This window comes from Streptomyces longispororuber, assembly GCF_024448165.1.
Taxonomy (GTDB): Bacteria; Actinomycetota; Actinomycetes; order Streptomycetales; family Streptomycetaceae; genus Streptomyces; species Streptomyces longispororuber_A.
On sequence record NZ_JAMOLN010000201.1, the window covers coordinates 1 to 18683 of the forward strand.

At 71.7% G+C, this 18683-nt stretch carries 14 protein-coding genes and 1 pseudogene; 9 read left to right on the plus strand and 6 right to left on the minus strand.

The genetic code is table 11. From position 1 onward, the window contains the following. Window positions 1-538: pseudogene (locus M4J07_RS38250) on the plus strand (transcriptional regulator); the annotation flags it as partial. Between the two features lie 61 nt (window positions 539-599). Here the strand turns inward: M4J07_RS38250 and M4J07_RS38255 are convergent. Continuing rightward, complete coding sequence (locus M4J07_RS38255) at window positions 600-1349, minus strand: HAD family hydrolase (protein WP_255980009.1); 750 nt, start codon at window positions 1347-1349, stop codon at window positions 600-602. A 315-nt stretch (window positions 1350-1664) separates the two neighbouring features. Continuing rightward, on the minus strand, window positions 1665-1886 hold the full coding sequence (locus M4J07_RS38260; RefSeq protein ID WP_255980011.1) for a hypothetical protein: 222 nt from the start codon (window positions 1884-1886) through the stop codon (window positions 1665-1667). Between M4J07_RS38260 and M4J07_RS38265 the strand changes: the two genes are divergently transcribed. Beyond that, on the plus strand, window positions 1885-2289 hold the full coding sequence (locus M4J07_RS38265; RefSeq protein WP_255980013.1) for a hypothetical protein: 405 nt from the start codon (window positions 1885-1887) through the stop codon (window positions 2287-2289). The genes M4J07_RS38260 and M4J07_RS38265 overlap by 2 nt on opposite strands. A gap of 90 nt (window positions 2290-2379) precedes the next feature. Here M4J07_RS38265 and M4J07_RS38270 read toward each other — a convergent pair whose 3' ends face one another. Both M4J07_RS38270 and M4J07_RS38275 read right to left on the minus strand, forming a co-directional pair. Further along, the gene (locus tag M4J07_RS38270; RefSeq protein ID WP_255980015.1) at window positions 2380-3558 is read right to left on the minus strand and encodes an acyl-CoA dehydrogenase family protein; all 1179 of its coding nucleotides are present in this window, start codon (window positions 3556-3558) and stop codon (window positions 2380-2382) included. Window positions 3559-3848: 290 nt separating this feature from the next. Next, a complete protein-coding gene (locus M4J07_RS38275; protein WP_255980017.1) occupies window positions 3849-4223 on the minus strand; it encodes an FKBP-type peptidyl-prolyl cis-trans isomerase in 375 nt (124 codons plus the stop codon). 679 nt (window positions 4224-4902) lie between these two features. Here M4J07_RS38275 and M4J07_RS38280 point away from each other — a divergent pair. From M4J07_RS38280 to M4J07_RS38295, 4 genes are all read left to right on the plus strand, one after another. Next, window positions 4903-6513, plus strand: coding sequence for a tannase/feruloyl esterase family alpha/beta hydrolase (locus M4J07_RS38280; RefSeq protein WP_255980019.1), 1611 nt, complete (start codon window positions 4903-4905; stop codon window positions 6511-6513). Window positions 6514-6568: 55 nt separating this feature from the next. Next, complete coding sequence (locus M4J07_RS38285) at window positions 6569-7150, plus strand: DUF308 domain-containing protein (protein WP_255980021.1); 582 nt, start codon at window positions 6569-6571, stop codon at window positions 7148-7150. A gap of 144 nt (window positions 7151-7294) precedes the next feature. Continuing rightward, the gene (locus M4J07_RS38290) at window positions 7295-9559 is read left to right on the plus strand and encodes an ATP-binding protein (protein ID WP_255980023.1); all 2265 of its coding nucleotides are present in this window, start codon (window positions 7295-7297) and stop codon (window positions 9557-9559) included. A gap of 154 nt (window positions 9560-9713) precedes the next feature. Next, complete coding sequence (locus tag M4J07_RS38295) at window positions 9714-12509, plus strand: AAA family ATPase (protein WP_255980025.1); 2796 nt, start codon at window positions 9714-9716, stop codon at window positions 12507-12509. Between the two features lie 3 nt (window positions 12510-12512). On the opposite strand, the gene M4J07_RS38300 is transcribed toward M4J07_RS38295, so the two are convergent. After that, the gene (locus M4J07_RS38300) at window positions 12513-15323 is read right to left on the minus strand and encodes a LuxR family transcriptional regulator (RefSeq protein WP_255980027.1); all 2811 of its coding nucleotides are present in this window, start codon (window positions 15321-15323) and stop codon (window positions 12513-12515) included. Next, on the minus strand, window positions 15320-15742 hold the full coding sequence (locus tag M4J07_RS38305) for a hypothetical protein (protein ID WP_255980029.1): 423 nt from the start codon (window positions 15740-15742) through the stop codon (window positions 15320-15322). Before M4J07_RS38305 ends, M4J07_RS38300 begins: the two co-directional genes overlap by 4 nt. Before the next feature lie 262 nt (window positions 15743-16004). Here M4J07_RS38305 and M4J07_RS38310 point away from each other — a divergent pair, with 262 nt between their 5' ends. The 3 genes from M4J07_RS38310 to M4J07_RS38320 all read left to right on the plus strand — a co-directional run. Next, window positions 16005-16580, plus strand: a complete 576-nt coding sequence (locus M4J07_RS38310) for a TetR/AcrR family transcriptional regulator (protein WP_255980031.1) — start codon at window positions 16005-16007, stop codon at window positions 16578-16580. A 214-nt stretch (window positions 16581-16794) separates the two neighbouring features. Beyond that, a complete protein-coding gene (locus M4J07_RS38315) occupies window positions 16795-17844 on the plus strand; it encodes an aldo/keto reductase (protein WP_374215161.1) in 1050 nt (349 codons plus the stop codon). A 101-nt stretch (window positions 17845-17945) separates the two neighbouring features. After that, a partial coding sequence (locus M4J07_RS38320) for an SDR family NAD(P)-dependent oxidoreductase (protein WP_255980035.1) occupies window positions 17946-18683 on the plus strand: 738 nt, incomplete at its 3' end.

Sequence of the window (18683 nt, forward strand, 5' to 3'; positions counted from 1 at the left end):
GAGCCAGGTCCCCCCTCCTCCCGCCCCGCAGGACGCGGCGCCCTGGGCGGCGACGCAGAGCGCGGTCCACGGCGGCGAGACGCTCGTGCAACTGACCGTGCAGGGGCGCAGCGACACGGCCGTCGTCCTGGAGGCGCTGCGCGTGCGCGTGGTCGGCCGTACGTCGCCGGTCCAGGGCACCGCCTACGCCATGGACATGGGCTGCGGCGGCGCGATCACGCCCCGGTACTTCGCCGTGGACCTGGACAAGGACCGCCCCATCGCGCGCGCGGTGGCCGGGAACGACTCCGGCACACCGATCCCGGCCGTACGCATGCCCTACCGCGTCTCGGCGAAGGACCCCGAGGTACTGCTGATCACGGCCGGCACCAGCTCGTGCGACTGCCGCTGGTACCTGGAACTGGACTGGTCCTCCCAGGGCCGCAAGGGCACCGTACGCATCGACGACGACGGCCGCCCGTTCCGCACCAGCGCCATCAAGGGCCTGCCCCGGTACGTGTACGACACCCTCTCGCGGCGGTGGGGGACCTACAGCTAGGGACGGACGCGGGCGGTCAGGTGTGGTCGAGGCCGGTCACTGGTTCACGTTGGACGGGCCGTCAGAAGGTGTCCGCGCCGTGAGCACACGGAGGGACAACGTCGCCGATCATGCCGGCGCGCATCCAGGGCCGGCCACCATCGTCATCCAGGTCACCGCACAGGTGGACCGCCGGCCATCCCCGGGCCAGTGCCGGGCGCACGTCCGCGTCAAGGCTGTCGCCCACCACGAGGCACACACTCTGGTCGCGGGTGAGCGCGTCGCTCACGGCCCGGAAGAATCGCGGATGCGGCTTGGCGTGTCCGACCTCCGAGGAGACGAACACCCTCGCGAAGTGCCGTTCCAGGCCGCTGCGCTTCAGCTTGAGTCGTTGCAGGCGAGAGGCCCCGTTCGTGATCAACCACACCTCGTGGCCGACAGCCATCCGCTCCACGAACCCCGCCGCCCCCGGGAAGGGCCGCACCAGCGCCTGTCGATGTCGCACGAACTGCCGCGCGGCAACCTCGCGATCTGCCTCCACGCCCGCGGCCCGCAACACCTTGCCCCAGACCTCCACGCGGTACTGCTGCCCCCACGCAGCCGCCCGAGGCACCGACGCGAGCGTGAGATCCGCCCACAGCGCCTCCCACGAGCTGATCCCCAGGGCCCTCAGTCGCTCGAAATGCGGCCCCGAGCGCCAATGGGACCGGGCGATGTCGAACACGCTCTGCACGATCTCCGGCGGACGCGGCACTCCGACCGCGTGCAGTGTGGCCTCTACAGCCGCCCGGGCGGCGCTCAGGTCCGGGAGCAATGTGTCGTCCAGGTCCACGAGGACGACGCACCTACGTGTCTCCACGCAACCTCCCCTTGATGCCGCGCGCAGCTGATCGGCACCGGCTGCTCTCGTCTCCCCTCGACCGGCGCTCGATATTCCAGTCACCCCTCACCAACGGGCCAGAGCCGGCACCGGAGCCGTGGCGGCAGGTCTCCTGACTCGCCCCATAGGATCCGTGCGATCCGATCAAGGGGAGGGAACTGTGAGGAGCGGCACGAGACACAGAAGCGGGGCCGTCGTGTTCGCCGCGATGGCAGGTGTGCTGGCTGCCACGAGCGGATGCGGGGGAGGCGCACCGGCCACAGGCGGTCACACCACCGCGGCGGCACCGTCGAGATCGACCGAGCCTTCGAGTTCGGCCGCACCCGCACGCGTACTGACCCAGCGGGAGTTGAAATCGGCGGCGCTGCACGAGAGTTCGGCCATCGAGGGGCAGCCGTTCGCGATGCGTGCCGGAGCTGCCAGGCCCGCGGACTGCACGCCGGTGCTCGCGGCCGCGCAGGGCGTCAGCCGGCGGATGCCACGGGGCATGGTGTACGGCACGGTCAGGACCGGAGGCCATGTGGCGGTGGAGGTCTTTCTCACCGCCTACTCCGGGCAGGAAGCCGCGCGGGCCATGGACGATCTGCGCGCCGCGCTGCGCACCTGCCGCGCCTTCCCGACCCTGCGGGGCGGCGGGAAGTGGAGCGACGTCCGTGCGGCGGGGCAACTCGGCGAGGGAGACGAGGAGTTGGCCTTCCAGGCGGCGATGGTCCCGATCCCGGACACTCCGGCACTGGCGACCGAGGTACGGGTCGTCCGGGTGGGCACGACACTCGTCACGTTCGCCACCAACGACATGAGCGGCACCACCTCCCAGGTGCGCACCCCGCGTGACCTCGTGCACCGTCAGGTGGCCGCGCTGCAGAAGGTGCAGGCGGCCCCCGTGCCGTGACGTCTCCGGCCAGGTGGTGGAAGCCGCGCTGGGCCATCAGCCGATGGCGACACCCTGGACGGTCGGGCTGCCGTCAACCGCCCCGGACGGTCAGTTCAGGTCGAGGAAACTCCACCGGCCGTCCGGCTCGGCCCCGCTCAGCCACTTGCCGCAGTTCTGGAGCACGACCGGGCTCGACGTGATGTGCTGCGCGCCCGTGCCGAGGTCGCGCAGAAAGCGGTCGATCGGGCCGCGGCGGATGGCCGCCGAGCCGGCCCAGCGGTGGACGGTGCGGCCCACCTCGGACACGGTCGAGGTCGTGTGGTTCAGGACCAGTCGAATGAGGGTGTCCTGCTCCGGGCTCGGCAACTCCCCTTCGTCCAGTGTCTGTTCGACGTCCCGCCATACGTCGTCGACCCATGCCCGAGCCGCCCGGAGCTTCGCCTCCGCCGTCGCGTACTCGGCGTGGAACTGGGAGGTGTCGACCGCGGCGCCCCGTGAACCGGTCCGCGCCGCCGCGACGCGCTTCAGCTCGTCCAGCAGCCGACGGCCGACGCCGAGGGCCCAGCCCGTGTGTCCGATCGCCGACATGTTGACCAGGCCAAGGCGGTAGACGGCGCCGCCGTTGACCGGGGCGTCCGTCGTCGCGACGTAGGTGTACTCGTGCGGTACGTACACGTCGGTGCAGTGGTAGTCGATGCTGTGGGTCGCGCGCAGCCCGAGCACGTCCCAGTTGCCGTCCAGGGTCACCTGCGACTTCGGCATCGCGAGGACCCGCAGCTCCCCGGTGCCCTCGACCTGGATCGCGCTGTGGATGTGGGTGGCGTGCGCCATGCCGGAGGCGAACTGCCACTGGCCGCTGACCCGGTAGCCGCCCTCCACGGGGACGGCCCGGCCGGGGCGTGTGCCGTGTCCGGAGAGCAGTGCGTACGTGCCGTTGGGGACGTCGGGGAACAGGTCGGCCGCCGCGTCCTCGGCAAGGTAGGCCGCGGTGGTCCCGGTCATCAACTGCAGCGCGAACATGGTCCACCCGGCCGCCGCGTCGTGGTAGCTCGCCCGCTCCGCCGTCTCGATCAGCTGCCGCGGCGCGAACTCGTATCCGCCGAGGCTCAGCGGGAGCTCGGCCCACACTATCCCCGTGCCTAACAGAGCCTGCGCCGTGTCCTCCGGTAGCCTGCCCAACTCCTCGGCGGCATCAGCTTGTTCATCGAGCGTTCCGCCGAGCGCATCGATCCGCTCCAGCACGCCCGCCAGTTCCGCACTGACGTGCAGTCGGCCGCTGCTCTCCATGAATTCCCTCTCCCTGTGGTCTGTTCGCTCCGGTTGTTCCGGGACGCAGCCGCACAGGGCCGGGCCGCGGGGGAGGGGCGGGGTCACGGAATCCCGATCCGGTCCCGAGCCGGCTGCCGGGGACCTTCCTACCCGCCCCTCTTGACCGCGGAGTCCTGCACGGACGCTCTGACCGGTCCAACGTCGGCACGTTATCGCCGGCCACTGACAACGGGAGCAGGGCTCCCTTGCCTTCCGTCCGGCCGGCCCGGCCTCATCGCGGAGTTCCGGGCCGGCCGCCGGTCGGGGTGTCAGCCGACCGACAAAAGGTCGACCACGAAGATCAGGGTCTCGCCCGGCTTGATCGCCGGAGACGGCGAGCGGTCGCCGTAGGCCAGGTGCGGCGGGATGACCAGCTTCCGGCGGCCGCCGACCTTCATGCCCCGTACGCCCATCTCCCAGCCCTTGATGACCTGCCTGCCGCCCACGGTGAAGTCGAGGGCCTGGCCGCGGTTCCACGAGGCGTCGAACTCCTCGCCGGTGGAGTGTGCCACCCCGACGTAGTCGACCGACACCGTGGAGCCCTTGACGGCCTCGTCCCCGTCCCCGACCACCACGTCCTCGATGTGCAGATAGGGGGACGGCCGGCCCTGGGGGGCGTCGATCGTCGGTCGCTCAAGGGCCATGGCCCGCTCCTCGCTCTCGGCACCGGCCGATCTGGCGTCGGCCGGCTTGTCTGAGCGATCACTCTCCCACGCCGGGCTGCCGCATTCCGCCCTGCCTCGTCGACCCGTGTGCCCGACGAGGCAGGCGCCGTTCTCTGCCACCGGGTGTTTGACTAGCTACCCCGGTGGCGGGACGAGGTGGCCGGGGCCGTGGCATCCCCCCGCCGGCCGCGGCCAGTTCCTCATCAGCCCCACCCCGCCGAAGTTCAGTGGCGCCGCGGGGGCTTTCGGTCGGCGTCATGGAGCCACCGCGGGTGGTTCTCCTTGGCCCATCGCGTGGTGGCGAATCCGGTGCGCATGCCGAGCCGGGCCTCCAAGGCGCTGCGTGGCAACATCCCCGTCACCATCAGCGCGGACGCTGCCTGACCCCCGACGGCGGGTCTCATGTGCCGCATGCGTTGCCACGTGGCGTGAAGGACATGCGGGCGGAAGGGGGCGTCAGTTGACTGTCGTTCCCCGGTGGGGGCGACCGTCAGGCTGAGCCCCGTACGTGGACAGGTTTGACCGCCTGAACCCCAACCCGGATCTGTCGTCACCATTCTGACTGGTGATATGATCTGGATCTGTTCTTTGAGCGCGCCGAGCGATGTGCACATGTGCTTTCACCGCCGGGCGCACATCTAACCCTTGGGCGGGACACATGAAGAAGGCTCTGACGGTACTCGCTGCAGGTGTGCCGCTGGTTGCGGCGGCGGTGTATTTGCCGACTGCCTCGGCCGACGAGGTCCCTGGGGCCACCGCCACCGCCTGTACGGCACCCGCCGTGAAGGCGCCCGCCGGCACGAAGGTGGAGTCCGTGGACGCGGTCCGCCAGGCCGGCGGCACCATCCACGGCACCGGGATCCTCGGCGGGGAGGTCTCAGGAGTGCCGGCGTTCTGCCAGGTGACGGTCACGCTCACCCACCCGGGGGAGGGGGACCACGCCAAGGTGCAGACGTGGCTGCCCCTGGAGAAGTGGAGCGGCAGGTTCCAGGCTCTCGGGGGCAGTGCCTTCGGGGCCGGGGACAACGGTGTCGGCCTGGGCACCGCGGTCAAGAACGGCTACGCGGCGACCACCACGGACGCCGGAGTGGGTGATGTCCTGGACACCAGCTGGGTCCTCGACGCTTCGGGCCAGGTCAACCGGACGGCACTGAAGAACTTCGCCTCCCGCTCCCAGCACGAGGCCGCGGTCGTCGGCAAGGCGGTCGTGGACGGCGTCTACGGGAGCCGTGCCTCCTACTCGTATTTCAACGGCTGCTCCACCGGCGGGCGTCAGGGCTACATGGAGGCCCAGGCCTACCCCGACGACTACGACGGCATCCTCGCCGACGCACCGGCCATCAACTGGGACGAGTACGAAGTCGCCACCCTGTGGCCGCAGGTGGTCCTCAACAACGAGAAGACCTACCCGAGCGACTGCGAACTGTCGGCCTTCACCCAGGCCGCCGTCAAGGCCTGCGACAAGCTCGACGGCGTGAAGGACGGCCTGGTCAACGACCCCTCGCGCTGTGACTTCGATCCGCGGCGGCTGATCGGCACCAGGGTGGAGTGCGGGGGCGAACAGCTCACGATCACGGCGGCCGACGCGGCCGTGGTCCGCAAGATCTGGGACGGCCCGCGCACTCCCTCCGGCAAGAAGCTGTGGTCCGGTGTCCCGATCGGGGCCGAACTCAAGGGACTTGCGCACTCCGAGAAGGCAGACGACGGCACCGTCAAGGGCCAGCCCTTCCAGGTGCCCGCCCTGTGGGGCCAGCTCTTCCTGAAGAAGGACCCGAACTTCGACCTCACGAAGATCACCTACAGCGAGTTCACCGAGCTGTTCCGGCAGTCCCAGGTCGAGTACGACAAGGTCATCGGAACCGACTCCCCGGACCTGACGGCCTTCCGCAAGTCCGGCGGCAAGCTGCTGACCTGGCACGGCCTGGACGACGAGTACATCCCCACGCAGGGGACCGTGGACTACCGCGAGCGGGTCGAGCGGAAGCTGGGCGGCACCAAGAAGGTCGACGACTTCTACCGGCTCTTCCTCGCGCCGGGCACTCGGCACTGCGGTCTCAACGGCAGCGACGGCTCGACCGACGGCCTGGCCGCGCTGACCGCCTGGGTGGAGCACGGCAAGGCGCCCAAGACTCTGCCCGCCACGCTCGTCACCGCCTCCGGCGAGCAGGTCGAGCGCAACCTGTGTGCCTACCCCGAGGTGTCCCGCTACAAGGGCCAGGGTGACCCGGCGGCCTCCTCCTCCTTCCGTTGCGTCCCCTCCCGGCGCTGAACGGCGCGACCACCCCTGACGTGAGAAGGACCGAAACCCCACGAGGACGCAGACTGTGTCATCGCCCGCCCGCACCGCCGTCAGCGAGCGTTCGACGCTGCTGAGGCTGTACCTGGGCCGCGGCATCCTCGCCGTGGTGTGGGCCGTGGCGTTCGCGGGAGTCCACGAGGACCTCGGCGCTGCCGCGATCACCTTGCTGGTCGTCCATCCGGCCATCGACTCGGTGTCGTCACTTCTCGACCACCGCGCCACGCCTGACGGCTTCGAGCGCCGGGTCATCGCGTTGAACGGCATACTCAGCGCCCTGGCCGCCGCGGCACTCCGGGCAGCCGGAACCCACGGCGTGGCGCCGGTGCTCCATGTGTTCGGCGCCTGGGCCCTTGTCTCGGGACTGGCCCAGGTACTCGTCGGACTGCGGCGGCGTGGCCCGGAGTTCGGAAGGCAGTGTCCGACGCTGGTCTCGGGCGCCCTGTCGTTCCTCGTCGGCATCACGTACAACATCCAGGCCGCGGGGGACAGCCCCTCGCTCGGCGTGCTGTCGGTGTACGCCACCGGCGGTGGCGTCTGGTTCATCCTCCAGGCGCTGCTGCTGGGACGGCGAACCCGTCTGTTGGAGGCGGCTGGGACCGCCGGCTGACGGACCGCCGGTTTCCGCCGGCGTGGTGGCCCACACCGTGGTGCGGTGTGGGCCACCACGCGTTCTCGCGGCCCACCCGCACCGTCCACCTGCCCGCCCGCTTGCTTTAATGGTCGCTCCAGAACGGGTGTGCGGGGAGCGGGTGTGAGCAGTGCGATGTTCGGCCGGCTCCTGCGGGAAGCACGGCAGCGGGCGTTGCTGACGCTGGAGAACCTCGCTGAGGCGTCCGGGGTGAGCGTGCGGGCGATCAGCGACATGGAGCGCGGGCAGAGTCTGCCGCGGCAGACGACACTGAGCGAACTCATGGACGCCCTGGAGCTGGACGAGGACGACCGGCACCGGCTCGTCGAGGCGTCCGTGCGCCGAGAGCCCAGCACGGTGCGGCGGGTGCCGCGTCAACTGCCGCCGGACCTCGCCGTGTTCCGTGGCCGGGCGGACGCGCTGGCCACCGTCCGAAGCGTCACCGACCACGTCACCGGTGTGGAGGGACCCGTCGTCGTCTCGGCGATCGGCGGGATGGCGGGCGTCGGCAAGACCGCGCTCGCGGTGCACTGGGCGCACCAGGTCGCGGACCGTTTCCCGGACGGCCAGCTCTATGTGAACCTGCGCGGTTTCGACGACAGCGGGCAGCCCATGGACCCGTCCGAGGCACTGGGGCGCTTCCTCGTCGCGCTGGGCGTGCCCGAGAGCGAGATCCCGCGGGGAGCGGACGCGCGCAGCACTCTCTTCCGGGACCGAACCTCCTCCCTGCGCCTGATCGTCGTCCTCGACAACGCCCGCGACGAGGACCAGGTCGTCCCCCTTCTGCCGGCCGCGGCGAGCTGTCTGACCATCGTCACGTCCAGAAGGAAGCTCTCCGGGCTCGCCGCCCGGCACGGTGCGCGGATGGTCGGCCTCGACGCGTGGACGCCGCCGGAGGCGCTGTCCGCGCTGGCCGCACGCATCGGGCCGGAACGCTGCCGTGCGGAACCCGAGGCGGCCGGCGCCCTGGTGGAGTTGTGCGGGCGGCTGCCGCTGGCGGTCGCCATCGTCGCGGCGCAGTTGAGTGCGACGCCGCAGGTTCCGCTGCGCGTGGCGGTACGCGAACTGCGCACCACCTCACCGCTCTTGGACGCGCTGTCGGCTGACGCCCGGTACAGCGACGTCCGCGCCGTGTTCTCGTGGTCGTACAAGGCGCTGCCACCCTGGACCGCGGTCTTCTTCCGGTTTCTGTGTCTGCATCCGGGGCCGTCCTTGACGGCGGAGGCGGGCGCCTCCCTCGCGGGCGTGACTCTGCAGAGGGCCCGGAACTGCCTGCGCCAGCTGGTCTCGGCGAACCTGCTGTCCTGTGACGCGGAGGGCAGGTACGTGCTGCACGACCTCGTGCGGGCTTACGGTGCCGAGCTTTTTGAACGGGAGGGCGACGACGCCGTGGGCGCCCGGATCCGACTCCTGGACTATCTGCGCCACAACGCGAGCATGGCCACCCACTTCCTGGGGCGCACCCTGATCGAGGAGGCGGACCCGCCTCGTGAGGGGGTGACCGTCGTCGACCTCACCACACGCGGGGAGGCGCTCGACTGGTTCCAGCAGGAGGAGGCCACCGTTGAGGCGGCCGCCGTGATGCTGCGCACCGAAGAAGATCCGCGCCTGCTACGGCTCGGGATGACGTTCACCCTGGACTGGGTGAGCTTCTACTCGCTGCGCGGGCGCTGGCGCCAGGAGATCGAGGCCAAGCGCATCAGCCTGGACATCGCCCTGCGCCTGGACGAACCGCTCGCCGTCTCGCGCAACGCGGCGAGTCTCGCGCGGGCGCTCGCGGAGACGGGCCAGAGCGACGAGGCGGACCGCCAGGTCGAGTTGATGCTCGCTCAGCTGCCCCGGCTCGGGCCCGTGGAACGGGCCACCGCCGACCGCACGGCAGGCTGGGTGCGCGGCAGGCAGAAACGCTACGCCGAGGCCCTGCGGCACGCCCGCGGCGCACTGGCGATCTACCGCACCCTGGGCGACGAGAGAGCCATGGCCCGGGAGATGAACGCGGTGGGCTGGTACCTCGCTCTGCTCGGTCAGTACGAGGAGACGGTCGCACTGTGCAAGGAGGCCATCCCCCTGCTGCAGCGGGACGGCAACCTCCGTATCGAGGCGGCCGCCTGGGACACCATGGGGTATGCGCGACAGCGTCTCGGCGACCTCGGCGGCGCGCTGGAGGACTACAGCGAGTCGCTGCGGATCTATGGGGAGGCCTTCGACGGCTACAACCAGGCCGAGGTGCTCGATCACATGGCCGGCGCGCAGCGGGAGCAGGGCGACCTCGCGGCAGCGCGGGCGAGTTGGTTGCAGGCCGCGGACCTGCTCAGCGCGCTCGACAGCCCGGACGCCGCCCAGATGCGGGCCAGCGCACACGCACTGGACACGTCCGGCCGGCACTGACGCCTCTCCCCACCACCTGCGCGTTCTGCGGTGCGGCGGCCAAGCTGCATGTGAACTGCCTGGTTCTGGGACAGCCGCTCCACTGATCATGGGAACAGGCAGCAGAGTCAACCCTCGCGGCAGGGGTGGGCCCGTCGCGGAACAGGGGCGTGCGATGAACATGGACACCGGAATCTCGCCACCCGTCGACCGACAGGCGGGACACGGCCACACCGTTCCGCGGGCCGCGCGGCCGGGGCAGCCGGGCTCCCTGCCGCGTGGCGAACTCGTGGGCCGCGACGCCGAACTGCGGGCGCTCGCGGAGTTCGTGCGCCAGGCCACGCCCCATGGCGCGGTCCGGGTACTCAGCGGGCAGGCCGGCGCGGGCAGATCCGCCCTTCTGGAGGCCGCCGTGTCGGCGGCGATCGCCGCCGGCGTGCGGGTGCTGCGCTGCTCCGGCGTCCGGGGCGCGGTTCCGGTCGCCCTGTCGGGCCTGCGGCAGATCCTGTGGCCGCTGCTGGACACGCGCGCCCGATCACTGACCGGTTCCCCCTCGGACGTACTGGAAATGCTGCTCGCGGACGCGGTTCCTGCCGCGGGCGGACGATCCCGACTGGCTTTCGGCGTGCTGGAAATGCTGGAGGAAGCCGCGCGCGAACACCCGGTGCTGCTCGCGGTGGACGACTGGGACGCGCTGGACGAGGCCAGCAGGGAGGCGCTCTCCTTCATCGCGCGCCGCATCGAAGGCCACCCGATCGCACTGCTGCTGACCGCGCGCCCGCACCGCACCCGTCTCGCCCCGCTCGACGGCTTGCGCGAACTGCCGCTCGCCCCGCTCGGGCCCACCGATTCCGCTCGGCTGCTGGCCGTGCGCCGGCCCGGCCTCGACCCGCAGAGCGTGCGTGATCTCCTGGCGGCCGCGGCAGGCAATCCCCTCGCCCTGCTCGAACTGCCCGCCGACGGCGAGGACGACGTGCCCTACGTGCCCGCGTCCTCCAACCAGCTGGCTGCCTCGATGGCGCCGGGCATCCGCCGCCTGCCCGACGGCACCAGAAGCCTGTTGCTCGTGGCGGCCCTGCACCCGGCGGGCGATCTTCCCCTGCTGTTGTCGGCCGCCTCCCGGGTCAGGGGCTCCGCACTCGGCTTCGCCGTCCTGGAGGCCGCCGAGACCGAGGGCCTGGTCACCTACGACGGCATGCGGCTCGTCTTCGACCACCCCGCCACGGCCGGTGCCGTGGTCCACGGCACCGACCAGGGCCGTGTCCGCGCCGCCCACGCGGCCCTTGCGGCCGTGCTGCAGCCCGGATCGATGCGGACGCTGTGGCACCGTTCGCAAGCGGTGCAGGGGACCGACCAGGAGCTGGCCCGCCGACTCGAAGCCGTGTACGGCGAGGCGCTCGCGCAGCACGAGTCGGCACTGGCCGTCCGCATGCTCCGACGAGCGGCCGAGCTCTACGCCACCCCCCGCGACCGGGGCCGCTGCACCGTGCGTGCCGCGCAGGTCGCCCAGAGCCTCGGCCTGGACCGCATGGCCCGCACGCTCGGGCACCGCGCCGGGAGGTGGCCGCTGGGCCCGCTGGGTGTGCTGTGCGCGCGGGAGCTGGCCCACATCGGCACCGGCCGCCCACCCGCGGACCCGGCCGGCTGGCCCCTGCCGTGCGGACCGGACGAAGTGGAGAACGCGCTGGAACTGGTCAGGATCACCGCGCCCGCCTTCGCGGACGGCGCGCCGGGCAAGGACGCCTTCGTCGCCTTCCTCGACAAGCTGCCGGCAGAAGTCAATGAACCGAGACTGCTGCAGGCCATGGTCATGGTCGCGCCCGTGCGCCGGGCCGCGACGATCATCGCGGGAGTCCATGCCGAGCGCCGCGAGACGGCGCTGTCCGTGCGGGACCTCGGACGCCTGGGCGAGGCGGCTCTGTCGGCCGGCGACCCGCAGCGGGCCCTCAACCTGTACCGCCGCATCGAGTGCCGCCACCACTTCTACGAAGAGTTCGGCCAACTGCCACCGGCCCTGCTGCGCCAGGGGCTCGCCCAACTGGCCCTGGGAGACTGGGCGCAGAGCGACCACACGTTCCGGCGGTGCGCCGACGTGGCCACGGCTCAGGGACAGGACGAGCACACCGCGGCCGCACGCCTGCTGACCGGTCTCGTCCGGTCGCTGCGCACCGGACGCCCGGTCCGTCACGGTGACGAGCAGGAACGGGCGGCCGCCCGGAGGGCGTTCCGCCCGATCGAGCTGGTACTCGACACGGGCACGGCCTGCGCTCGGGCCGAGGCGGGCGACTTCCGCGGCGCCTTCCTCAGCCTGCGCGACGTGCTGACGGGCCCCGAGCCCGGCACAGGAGCCTTGTACGCTCTGGTGGCCTTCGCGGAGGCCGCGGGGGCGGTGAACGCCTCGGCGCAGGCCATCGAGGTGCTGGACCGGCTGGAGAAGCGGCTCGGTGACCAGGCGGCGCCCGAAATCAGGGTCCGGTTCGTCGTGGCGCGGGCCGTCCTTGCTGACGGCCCGGGTGAGGAGGCGCTGTTCGAGCGGGCCCTGGCCGAGGACCTGTCCGCCCGTCCCTTCCTCGCGGCGCCGCTGTATCTGGCACACGGACGGCGGCTGCGCCACAGGCGACGGTTCCTCGAAGCGCGGGCCTCCCTGCGGCAGGCCGCGGCCACGTACACCCTTATGGGGGCCGAGGCGCGCTCCGTGCGCGTCGCCGCGGAACTGCGGGCGTCCGGGGAGCGGTTGGAGACGGGCTCAGCAGGGGGGCCCGGCCGGCGGCAGGCGCGTGATCTGCTCTCGGCGCAGGAGCTGAGGGTCGCCGAACTCGCGGGCCAGGGCCTGTCCAACCGGGAGATCGGCGCACTCCTCAACCTCTCGCCCCGCACCATCGGCGCGTATCTCTACCGGATCTTCCCGCGCCTGGGTGTCACCGCACGCGCGCAGCTCGCGCAGGCCCTGCGTGAGGGCGTGGCGGTCTGACCCTCATCCGGCACCGAACTTCGCAGCGAGCTCCGCGCGGGACGTGACGGCCAGCTTCGGAAAGATCTGGTACAGGTGCGAGGCGACCGTGCGCGGGGACAGCCGCAGCTGTTCGCCGATGTCGCGGTTGGTCAGCCCGCGGGCGGCCAGCCGGGCGATGGTGAGCTGCTGCGGCGACAGCAGTTCGGCGAAGTCGGTGCCGGAAGGGACGGCGGAGCCCTCGTCGGGCTGCGTGCCCGCCGCCCGGCCGGTGGCCCGCAGTTCGGCTGCTGCCTGGTCGGCCCGGGAGCCGGCGCCCAGTGCACGGAAGAGGGACTCGGCGGCCTCCAGCGGGGCGCGGGACGCGGTGACCTGCCGGTGGCGCCGGAGCCAGGCGCCGTGGGCGAACAGGGCCATGGCGTGCAACAGCGGCCACCTCTCCACCCCAGGGCCCAGCACACGCCGGTAGCCGGCCCCCGCCTCCCGGTCAGGGGTCAGGACCGCGTCGGCGTAGGTCAGGATCGCTTGCAGGAGCGGTGCTCGTCCGGCCTCGGTCAGTGACCTGGCCTGGTCCACGATCGTTCGTGCGTCGGCGATCTCGCCTGCCGGTGGCGCGGCTTCAGCCAGAAACGCCAGCCCCCAGAACTCCTCGTAGGCGTAGGGCGTGGCGGGCGCGGCGAGCAGGGAGCGCAGCCTGCCGTAGGCCTCCGCGTAGCGGCCGGTGCCGGACGAGACCAGGGCGCGCACCAGGGAGGCGAGTTGCAGCTGCCGGTTCTGGCCCAGCTGCCCGGACGCCTCCTCGACGCGCGTGGCACACCTGAGCGCCTCCTCGCTTCGGCCTTGCAGGGCGTGGAAGGCACCCAGCGTGGCGGTGGCTCTCGCCGCCCAGTCGGGCTGTCCCGTTCGCTCGGCGATCGTCCGGGCCTCCTCGGCCCAGCCGCGCGCGGTGTCCCAGCGCTCGCTGAGCCAGATCTGACCCATGGCGCGCGGCACGAGGATCTGCGGCAGGCGCCCGTAGCGGCCGTCGGCCCGGGCGAGGGCCTCCGCCGTCTCGTAGAAGGACGAAGCGCGGTCCAGATCGGTGGCCAGGTGCGCGATCTGGCCGAGCAGGACCGCCTCGTCGCCCGCGCCGAGTCCCGGGGTGGGGTGAGGTGCCGTCGAGGGCAGTACGGACAGCGGGTCGGTGAGGGCCATGACGGCGAGATCGCTCGCCTCCGTCGTTCCCGGCCGCAGGTCCGTGAGCGTCTGCCGGACGATGCCGCGCTCCGCGGGTCCTGCCTGGTGCCACCAGCACCGGCGGGCCGCGGCGTGCAGGAGCTTCAGGGCGAGCGCCGGGTCCTGGGGGGCTACCGCGCGTGCCTCGCCGCACAGTTCGGCGATCCGCTCCCGGCCTACCGCGCGGCTGGCGGGCAGGAGATCGTGCACGGACAGCAGCAGGGCACGGCCGTATGGGCCGAGTTCGGAGGGGTCGATCTGCCGGGCGTGGCGCAGTGCCTGGTCCATGAGGCCGTGGTCGTAGGCGATCTCGGCGGCGCGCAGCAGGCGTGCGGCGCGGTGCTCGGGGTCCGGTGAGATGCGGGCCGCGTTCTCCAGCGCACTGAGGACCACCAGGACGCCGGTGCCCGCGCGGGGCCCGTCGGCCCGTTCGGCCAGCCGTCGTGCGACCTCCTCGTCCGGTTTCGCGGTGCACCGTGCGGTGTGCCAGGCGGCGTGGGCCGGATCGGTCAGGCACTGGGCGAGGGCCGCGTGGGTGTCCATGCGGCGGGCCGCCGTCGCCTGGTACAAGAGGGCGGGCCGCAGCAGCGGCTCGGGGAAGTTCAGACGGGCGGGATGCCGATTGCCGTCGCCGTCGCCTTCGGTGTTGACGTGGGCGATCAGCCTCCGGTCGCCCGCCTCTGCCAGGCCGGAGCGCGCCGCGTGGCCGCTGCCGCCCAGGAGTGCGGTGGCGGCACGCAGGACATCGTGGGTGAGGGGGGAGACGCTCAGGGCCGCGACGAGCAGGACGGTGCGGGCCGGGTCGGAGAGTCCTCGCAGGTCCTCCTCGTGGGCCGCGGCGAGCCGGCCGGTGGCCGGGAGCATGCCGAAGCCTGCTTCGTCGCCGAAGGGGCCGCTGCCCAGGGCGAGTTCGGTGAGGGCGAGGGGGTTGCCCCGGGCCTGGGCGAGGACGAGTCGGTCCTCCGCGTATCCGGAGGTGCGCCCCGTACGGGAGAGGAGAGCTTGCTCCTGAGGGTCGGGCAGACGGCCGAGTGCGACGGTGTGTGAGTCCCCGGGCGCGTGGGCCCGCGCTCCGCAGGCCGTCCGGTCGGTGAGGATCATTCCGAGGCGCGGGCTCCGGATCGTGGCCAGGGCGTTGAGGGTGTCCGTGCTCGCCGGGTCGAGCTGTGCGAGGTCGTCGACGCACACCAGGACCGGACCCGGCACCAGGGCCAGGAGCTTGGTGATGGCGCCCGCGAGGTCCGACGGCGCGGGGGTGAGCGGGCCGGCGCTGAACGCGGCGTCCAGCAGGGCGCGTTCGGGCATGGGCAAGGATGCGGCGCGCCCGAGTTCGGGGCGGAGCAGGGTGTGCAGGGCCGCGTAGGACAGGGTGCGTTCGGCCGGGTTCTTGCCCGTGGTCAGTACGCGGATGCCGCGATGCGCGGCAGCGGCGGCGGCGTGCCGCAGGACGGCGGTGCGGCCGGTGCCCGCCGCACCTGTCACGCGCAGCAGACCTCCGTGTACCGGCAGGTCGTCCAGTAGTTTTCGCACCCTGTGCGCCGCGTCCTCGCGGTCGAACAGGGGGCGCTCCTCGCTGAGTTGAGATGCGCCGTCGTTGGGGTGGTCCGTGCGGGTACTCATCCGCGGGCTCGTCCGTCCGCGTCCCCTGCCGCCGCGTACAGGTCGCGGATGCTGACAGTGCTGCCGAACTTGAGACGGCGGAAGACCCAGTCGATGGGGTGACACTCCACGGAGCCCGGCAGCTTCACGACGACGGGAACGGACGCTGCCGGTGCGCTCGGGGCATGCTGCCACGACCCGCCGGCGTGTCGGGTGAGTATCTCTCCCACGTAGCAGCCGAAAGCGATCAGGGATTCGACCATCTCCTCGTCCGTGACCCCTTCGGCCCGAAAGCTGTCCACGATGTCCTCCACCACCACGATGCTCTCCGGGCTGTAGTCCAGTTCGGCATCGCTGATGTCTGCCGCGGTCGCGACGATGGCAGCGGCGCGCCGGGGAGCGCCGGCGGGTTCCAGTGGCGGATTCAGGTGCACCTGCATGTCTGTCCTCGGGCTGTTGCCGTCAATGCTGTCGAGGCTAGCCGCATCACACCCGCCGGGTGCGGCCGTGCACGTATCGATTTGGACCCACCGGGGGAGTGCCCGGCCCGTCTCGAACTTCTGCCGCATCCGCGGGCTGAGCAGGGTGGAACGGGTTGCCTGTGTGTCACATGCAGTCGATCGACTCATGCGCGCTCGCGTGTGGCCTGTCAGATTCGGGTGCCTACACGTGTGACGGCTTGGCCGATGAAGGGACGAACAGGTGGCACGCCCGCGCGAGTTCAGCACCGATGGGGCCGTGGAGCAGGCCATGAACCTGTTCCGCCGGCAGGGGTTCCACGCCACGTCTATGCCGCGGCTGACGGCCCGGCTCGGTATCGGCAACGGCAGCCTCTACGCCGCGTTCGGTTCGAAGGACGGCCTCTACGCCGACGCTTTGATGCGGTACTGCGACGGTCTTGTGGGCGGGATCGAGCGTGACCTGCACAGCGGTGCCGACGTCCGGACCGCGTTACGCGGATTGCTGATCGGGCTGGCCGCGGAAGGCGCGGCCGACCCGGAGCGAGGGTGCCTGCTGATCGGCGCGGTCACCGAACGCGCGGATCACGACGCCACGGTGAGGCAGGTGCGCTCGGCCCTGGACGGGGTCGAATCGGCGCTCGCCCAAGCGCTCCGCCGTGCCCAGGACAGGGGAGAGGTCCCTCGTGAGCACCGGCCCGAGGAGCTGGCGTGTTTCCTCACCACGTTCCTCCAGGGGCTGCGGGTCATGGCACGCGCCCGCGCGGGCCAGGCGTACCTGGAATCCGCGGTCGACGGTGCACTGCGGGTCCTCGACTGACCCGTGTCGTCTGCGCGTTCACCCGGGCCCCACCGTGTGCCGGTGCCCGGGTGCCGAGACATGCCGCCAGGCGCCTCCGCCCTGTTGCCTGCGTCACAGGAACCGCCCCTGATTCGACAAGAGGCCAGTGGACCTTTAATGTCGAACAAGTAAAAGTCCAGTGGCCTCTTATGTGAGGTCGCTGCCTACGCCAAGCCGTTCAAAGGCAGGTCACGTGATGAGCGAAGGCACCGCACGACGGGCACGGACCCCACTGGGCACCTCGGGAATCGCCGTGCGTCCCGTCGGACTCGGGCTCATGGGGATGTCGCAGTTCTACGGAAGGGCCGACCCGGACGCCTCGGCCGACACCATCCGGGACGCCATCGAACTGGGGGTGGAACTCCTCGACACCTCGGACTACTACGGGGCGAGCAGCGCCACCCCGGGGCAGCCGGTGGCCGGGTTCGGGCACAACGAGGAACTGCTGGGACGGGCCCTGAAGGGGCGCAGGGACCGAGCGGTCGTCGCGACGAAGTTCTCCGCCCGCCCCACGCCCGCCGGCCGCAGCTTCTTCGACGGCCGCCCCACGTACGTCAAGGCTGCCTGCGAGGCCAGTCTGAAGCGGCTGGGCACGGACTGGATCGATCTGTACTACTACCACCGCCTCGACCCGGCCGTCCCCGTCGAGGACACCGTCGGCGCCATGGCCGAACTCGTCGCCGAGGGCAAGGTGCGCGCGATCGGGCTCAGCGAGGTCCCGGCGGACGTCCTGCGGCGGGCCCACGCCGTCCACCCCGTTTCCGCGCTGCAGAGCGAGTACTCGCTGTGGGAGCGAGGCATCGAGGCCACCGTGCTCCCCGAGTGCCGACGCCTGGGCGTCACCGTGGTGGCCTACAGCCCTCTCGGCCGCGGCATGCTCACCGGGGCCTTCGCCCGGGACACCGCGTTCGGGCAGGACGACTTCCGCTCCACCCTGCCCAAGTTCCAGGGAGCGAACTTCGCCCACAACCGGCAACTGGTCGACGAACTGGAGGAGTTCGCGGCCGGCGCCGGCGCGAGCCCGGGGCAGATCGCCCTCGCCTGGCTGCTGGCCCGGCACCACGACATCGTCCCGATCCCCGGCACCAAGCGCATCGCCAACGTCCGGGCCAACCTCGCCGCCACGTCAGTGCGGCTCAGCGCCGACGACACGGCCCACCTGGACGCCCTCTTCGACCCCGCCCGGGTCAGGGGCGGCCGCTACGGGGTCCTCAACACGCTGCCCGAGGACACGAAGTCCTGAGCGCGGCGACGGCCGCCACCCTCGCCCCGTCGGTCTTCGGACCACCACGGAGCCACCAAGCACCGAGCCACCATCGAGCCATCCAGCCAAGGAGCACCACCATGAACTACGACGACCAGTTCGCCGGCAAGACCGCCTTCGTCACGGGAGCGGGCAGCGGCATCGGCTCCGACATCGCACGGCTGCTCGCCTCACGCGGCGCGAACGTCGCGCTCGTGAGCCGCTCGGAGGAACCACTCCGGCGACTCTCCGACGAGATCACCACAGCGGGCGGCACGACCCTGGTCGTGCCCGCCGACGTGAGCGACGCCCGCGCGGTCGAGCACGCCGTAGCCGAAACCGTCCGCCACTTCGGCGCCTTGCACCTCGCCGTCAACAACGCGGGCACGTCCGGCGTCCACCACGACGTCGCCGAGCTGCCGGAAGAAGAGTGGAGCAAGACCCTCGACATCAACCTCTCCGGCACTTTCTACGGGCTGAAGTACCAGATCCCCGCGATCCACGCAGCCGGCGGCGGCGCCATCGTCAACATCTCCAGCGTCTTCGCCGACCGCGGCCTGCCGCATCGTGCCGCCTACAGCGCGAGCAAGCACGGCCTGCGCGGTCTGACCCGGGCGGCGGCCGCGGACTGGGCCCGGCACGGTATCCGGATCAACGAGCTCCAGCCCGGCGTCATCCCCGTCCCCCGTCAGCAGGGCAACCCGGACGAGGTCGCACAGATCGCGGAGAAGATTCCGGCACGACGCCTGGGCACGGGCAGGGAAGTGGCACAGGCCGTCGCGTTCCTCCTCTCCGACGAAGCCTCCTACGTCACCGGCGCCCACCTCGCCGTCGACGGC

Excerpts from the sequence above, each read along its gene's own strand:
- M4J07_RS38265 (WP_255980013.1), top strand. The coding sequence starts at position 1,885 with ATGGTGTACGGCACGGTCAGGACCGGAGGCCATGTGGCGGTGGAGGTC.
- M4J07_RS38260 (WP_255980011.1), bottom strand. The coding sequence starts at position 1,886 with ATGCCCCGTGGCATCCGCCGGCTGACGCCCTGCGCGGCCGCGAGCACC.
- M4J07_RS38300 (WP_255980027.1), bottom strand. The coding sequence starts at position 15,323 with ATGAGTACCCGCACGGACCACCCCAACGACGGCGCATCTCAACTCAGC.
- M4J07_RS38305 (WP_255980029.1), bottom strand. The coding sequence starts at position 15,742 with ATGCAGGTGCACCTGAATCCGCCACTGGAACCCGCCGGCGCTCCCCGG.
- M4J07_RS38295 (WP_255980025.1), top strand. The coding sequence starts at position 9,714 with ATGAACATGGACACCGGAATCTCGCCACCCGTCGACCGACAGGCGGGA.
- M4J07_RS38280 (WP_255980019.1), top strand. The coding sequence starts at position 4,903 with ATGAAGAAGGCTCTGACGGTACTCGCTGCAGGTGTGCCGCTGGTTGCG.
- M4J07_RS38275 (WP_255980017.1), bottom strand. The coding sequence starts at position 4,223 with ATGGCCCTTGAGCGACCGACGATCGACGCCCCCCAGGGCCGGCCGTCC.
- M4J07_RS38270 (WP_255980015.1), bottom strand. The coding sequence starts at position 3,558 with ATGGAGAGCAGCGGCCGACTGCACGTCAGTGCGGAACTGGCGGGCGTG.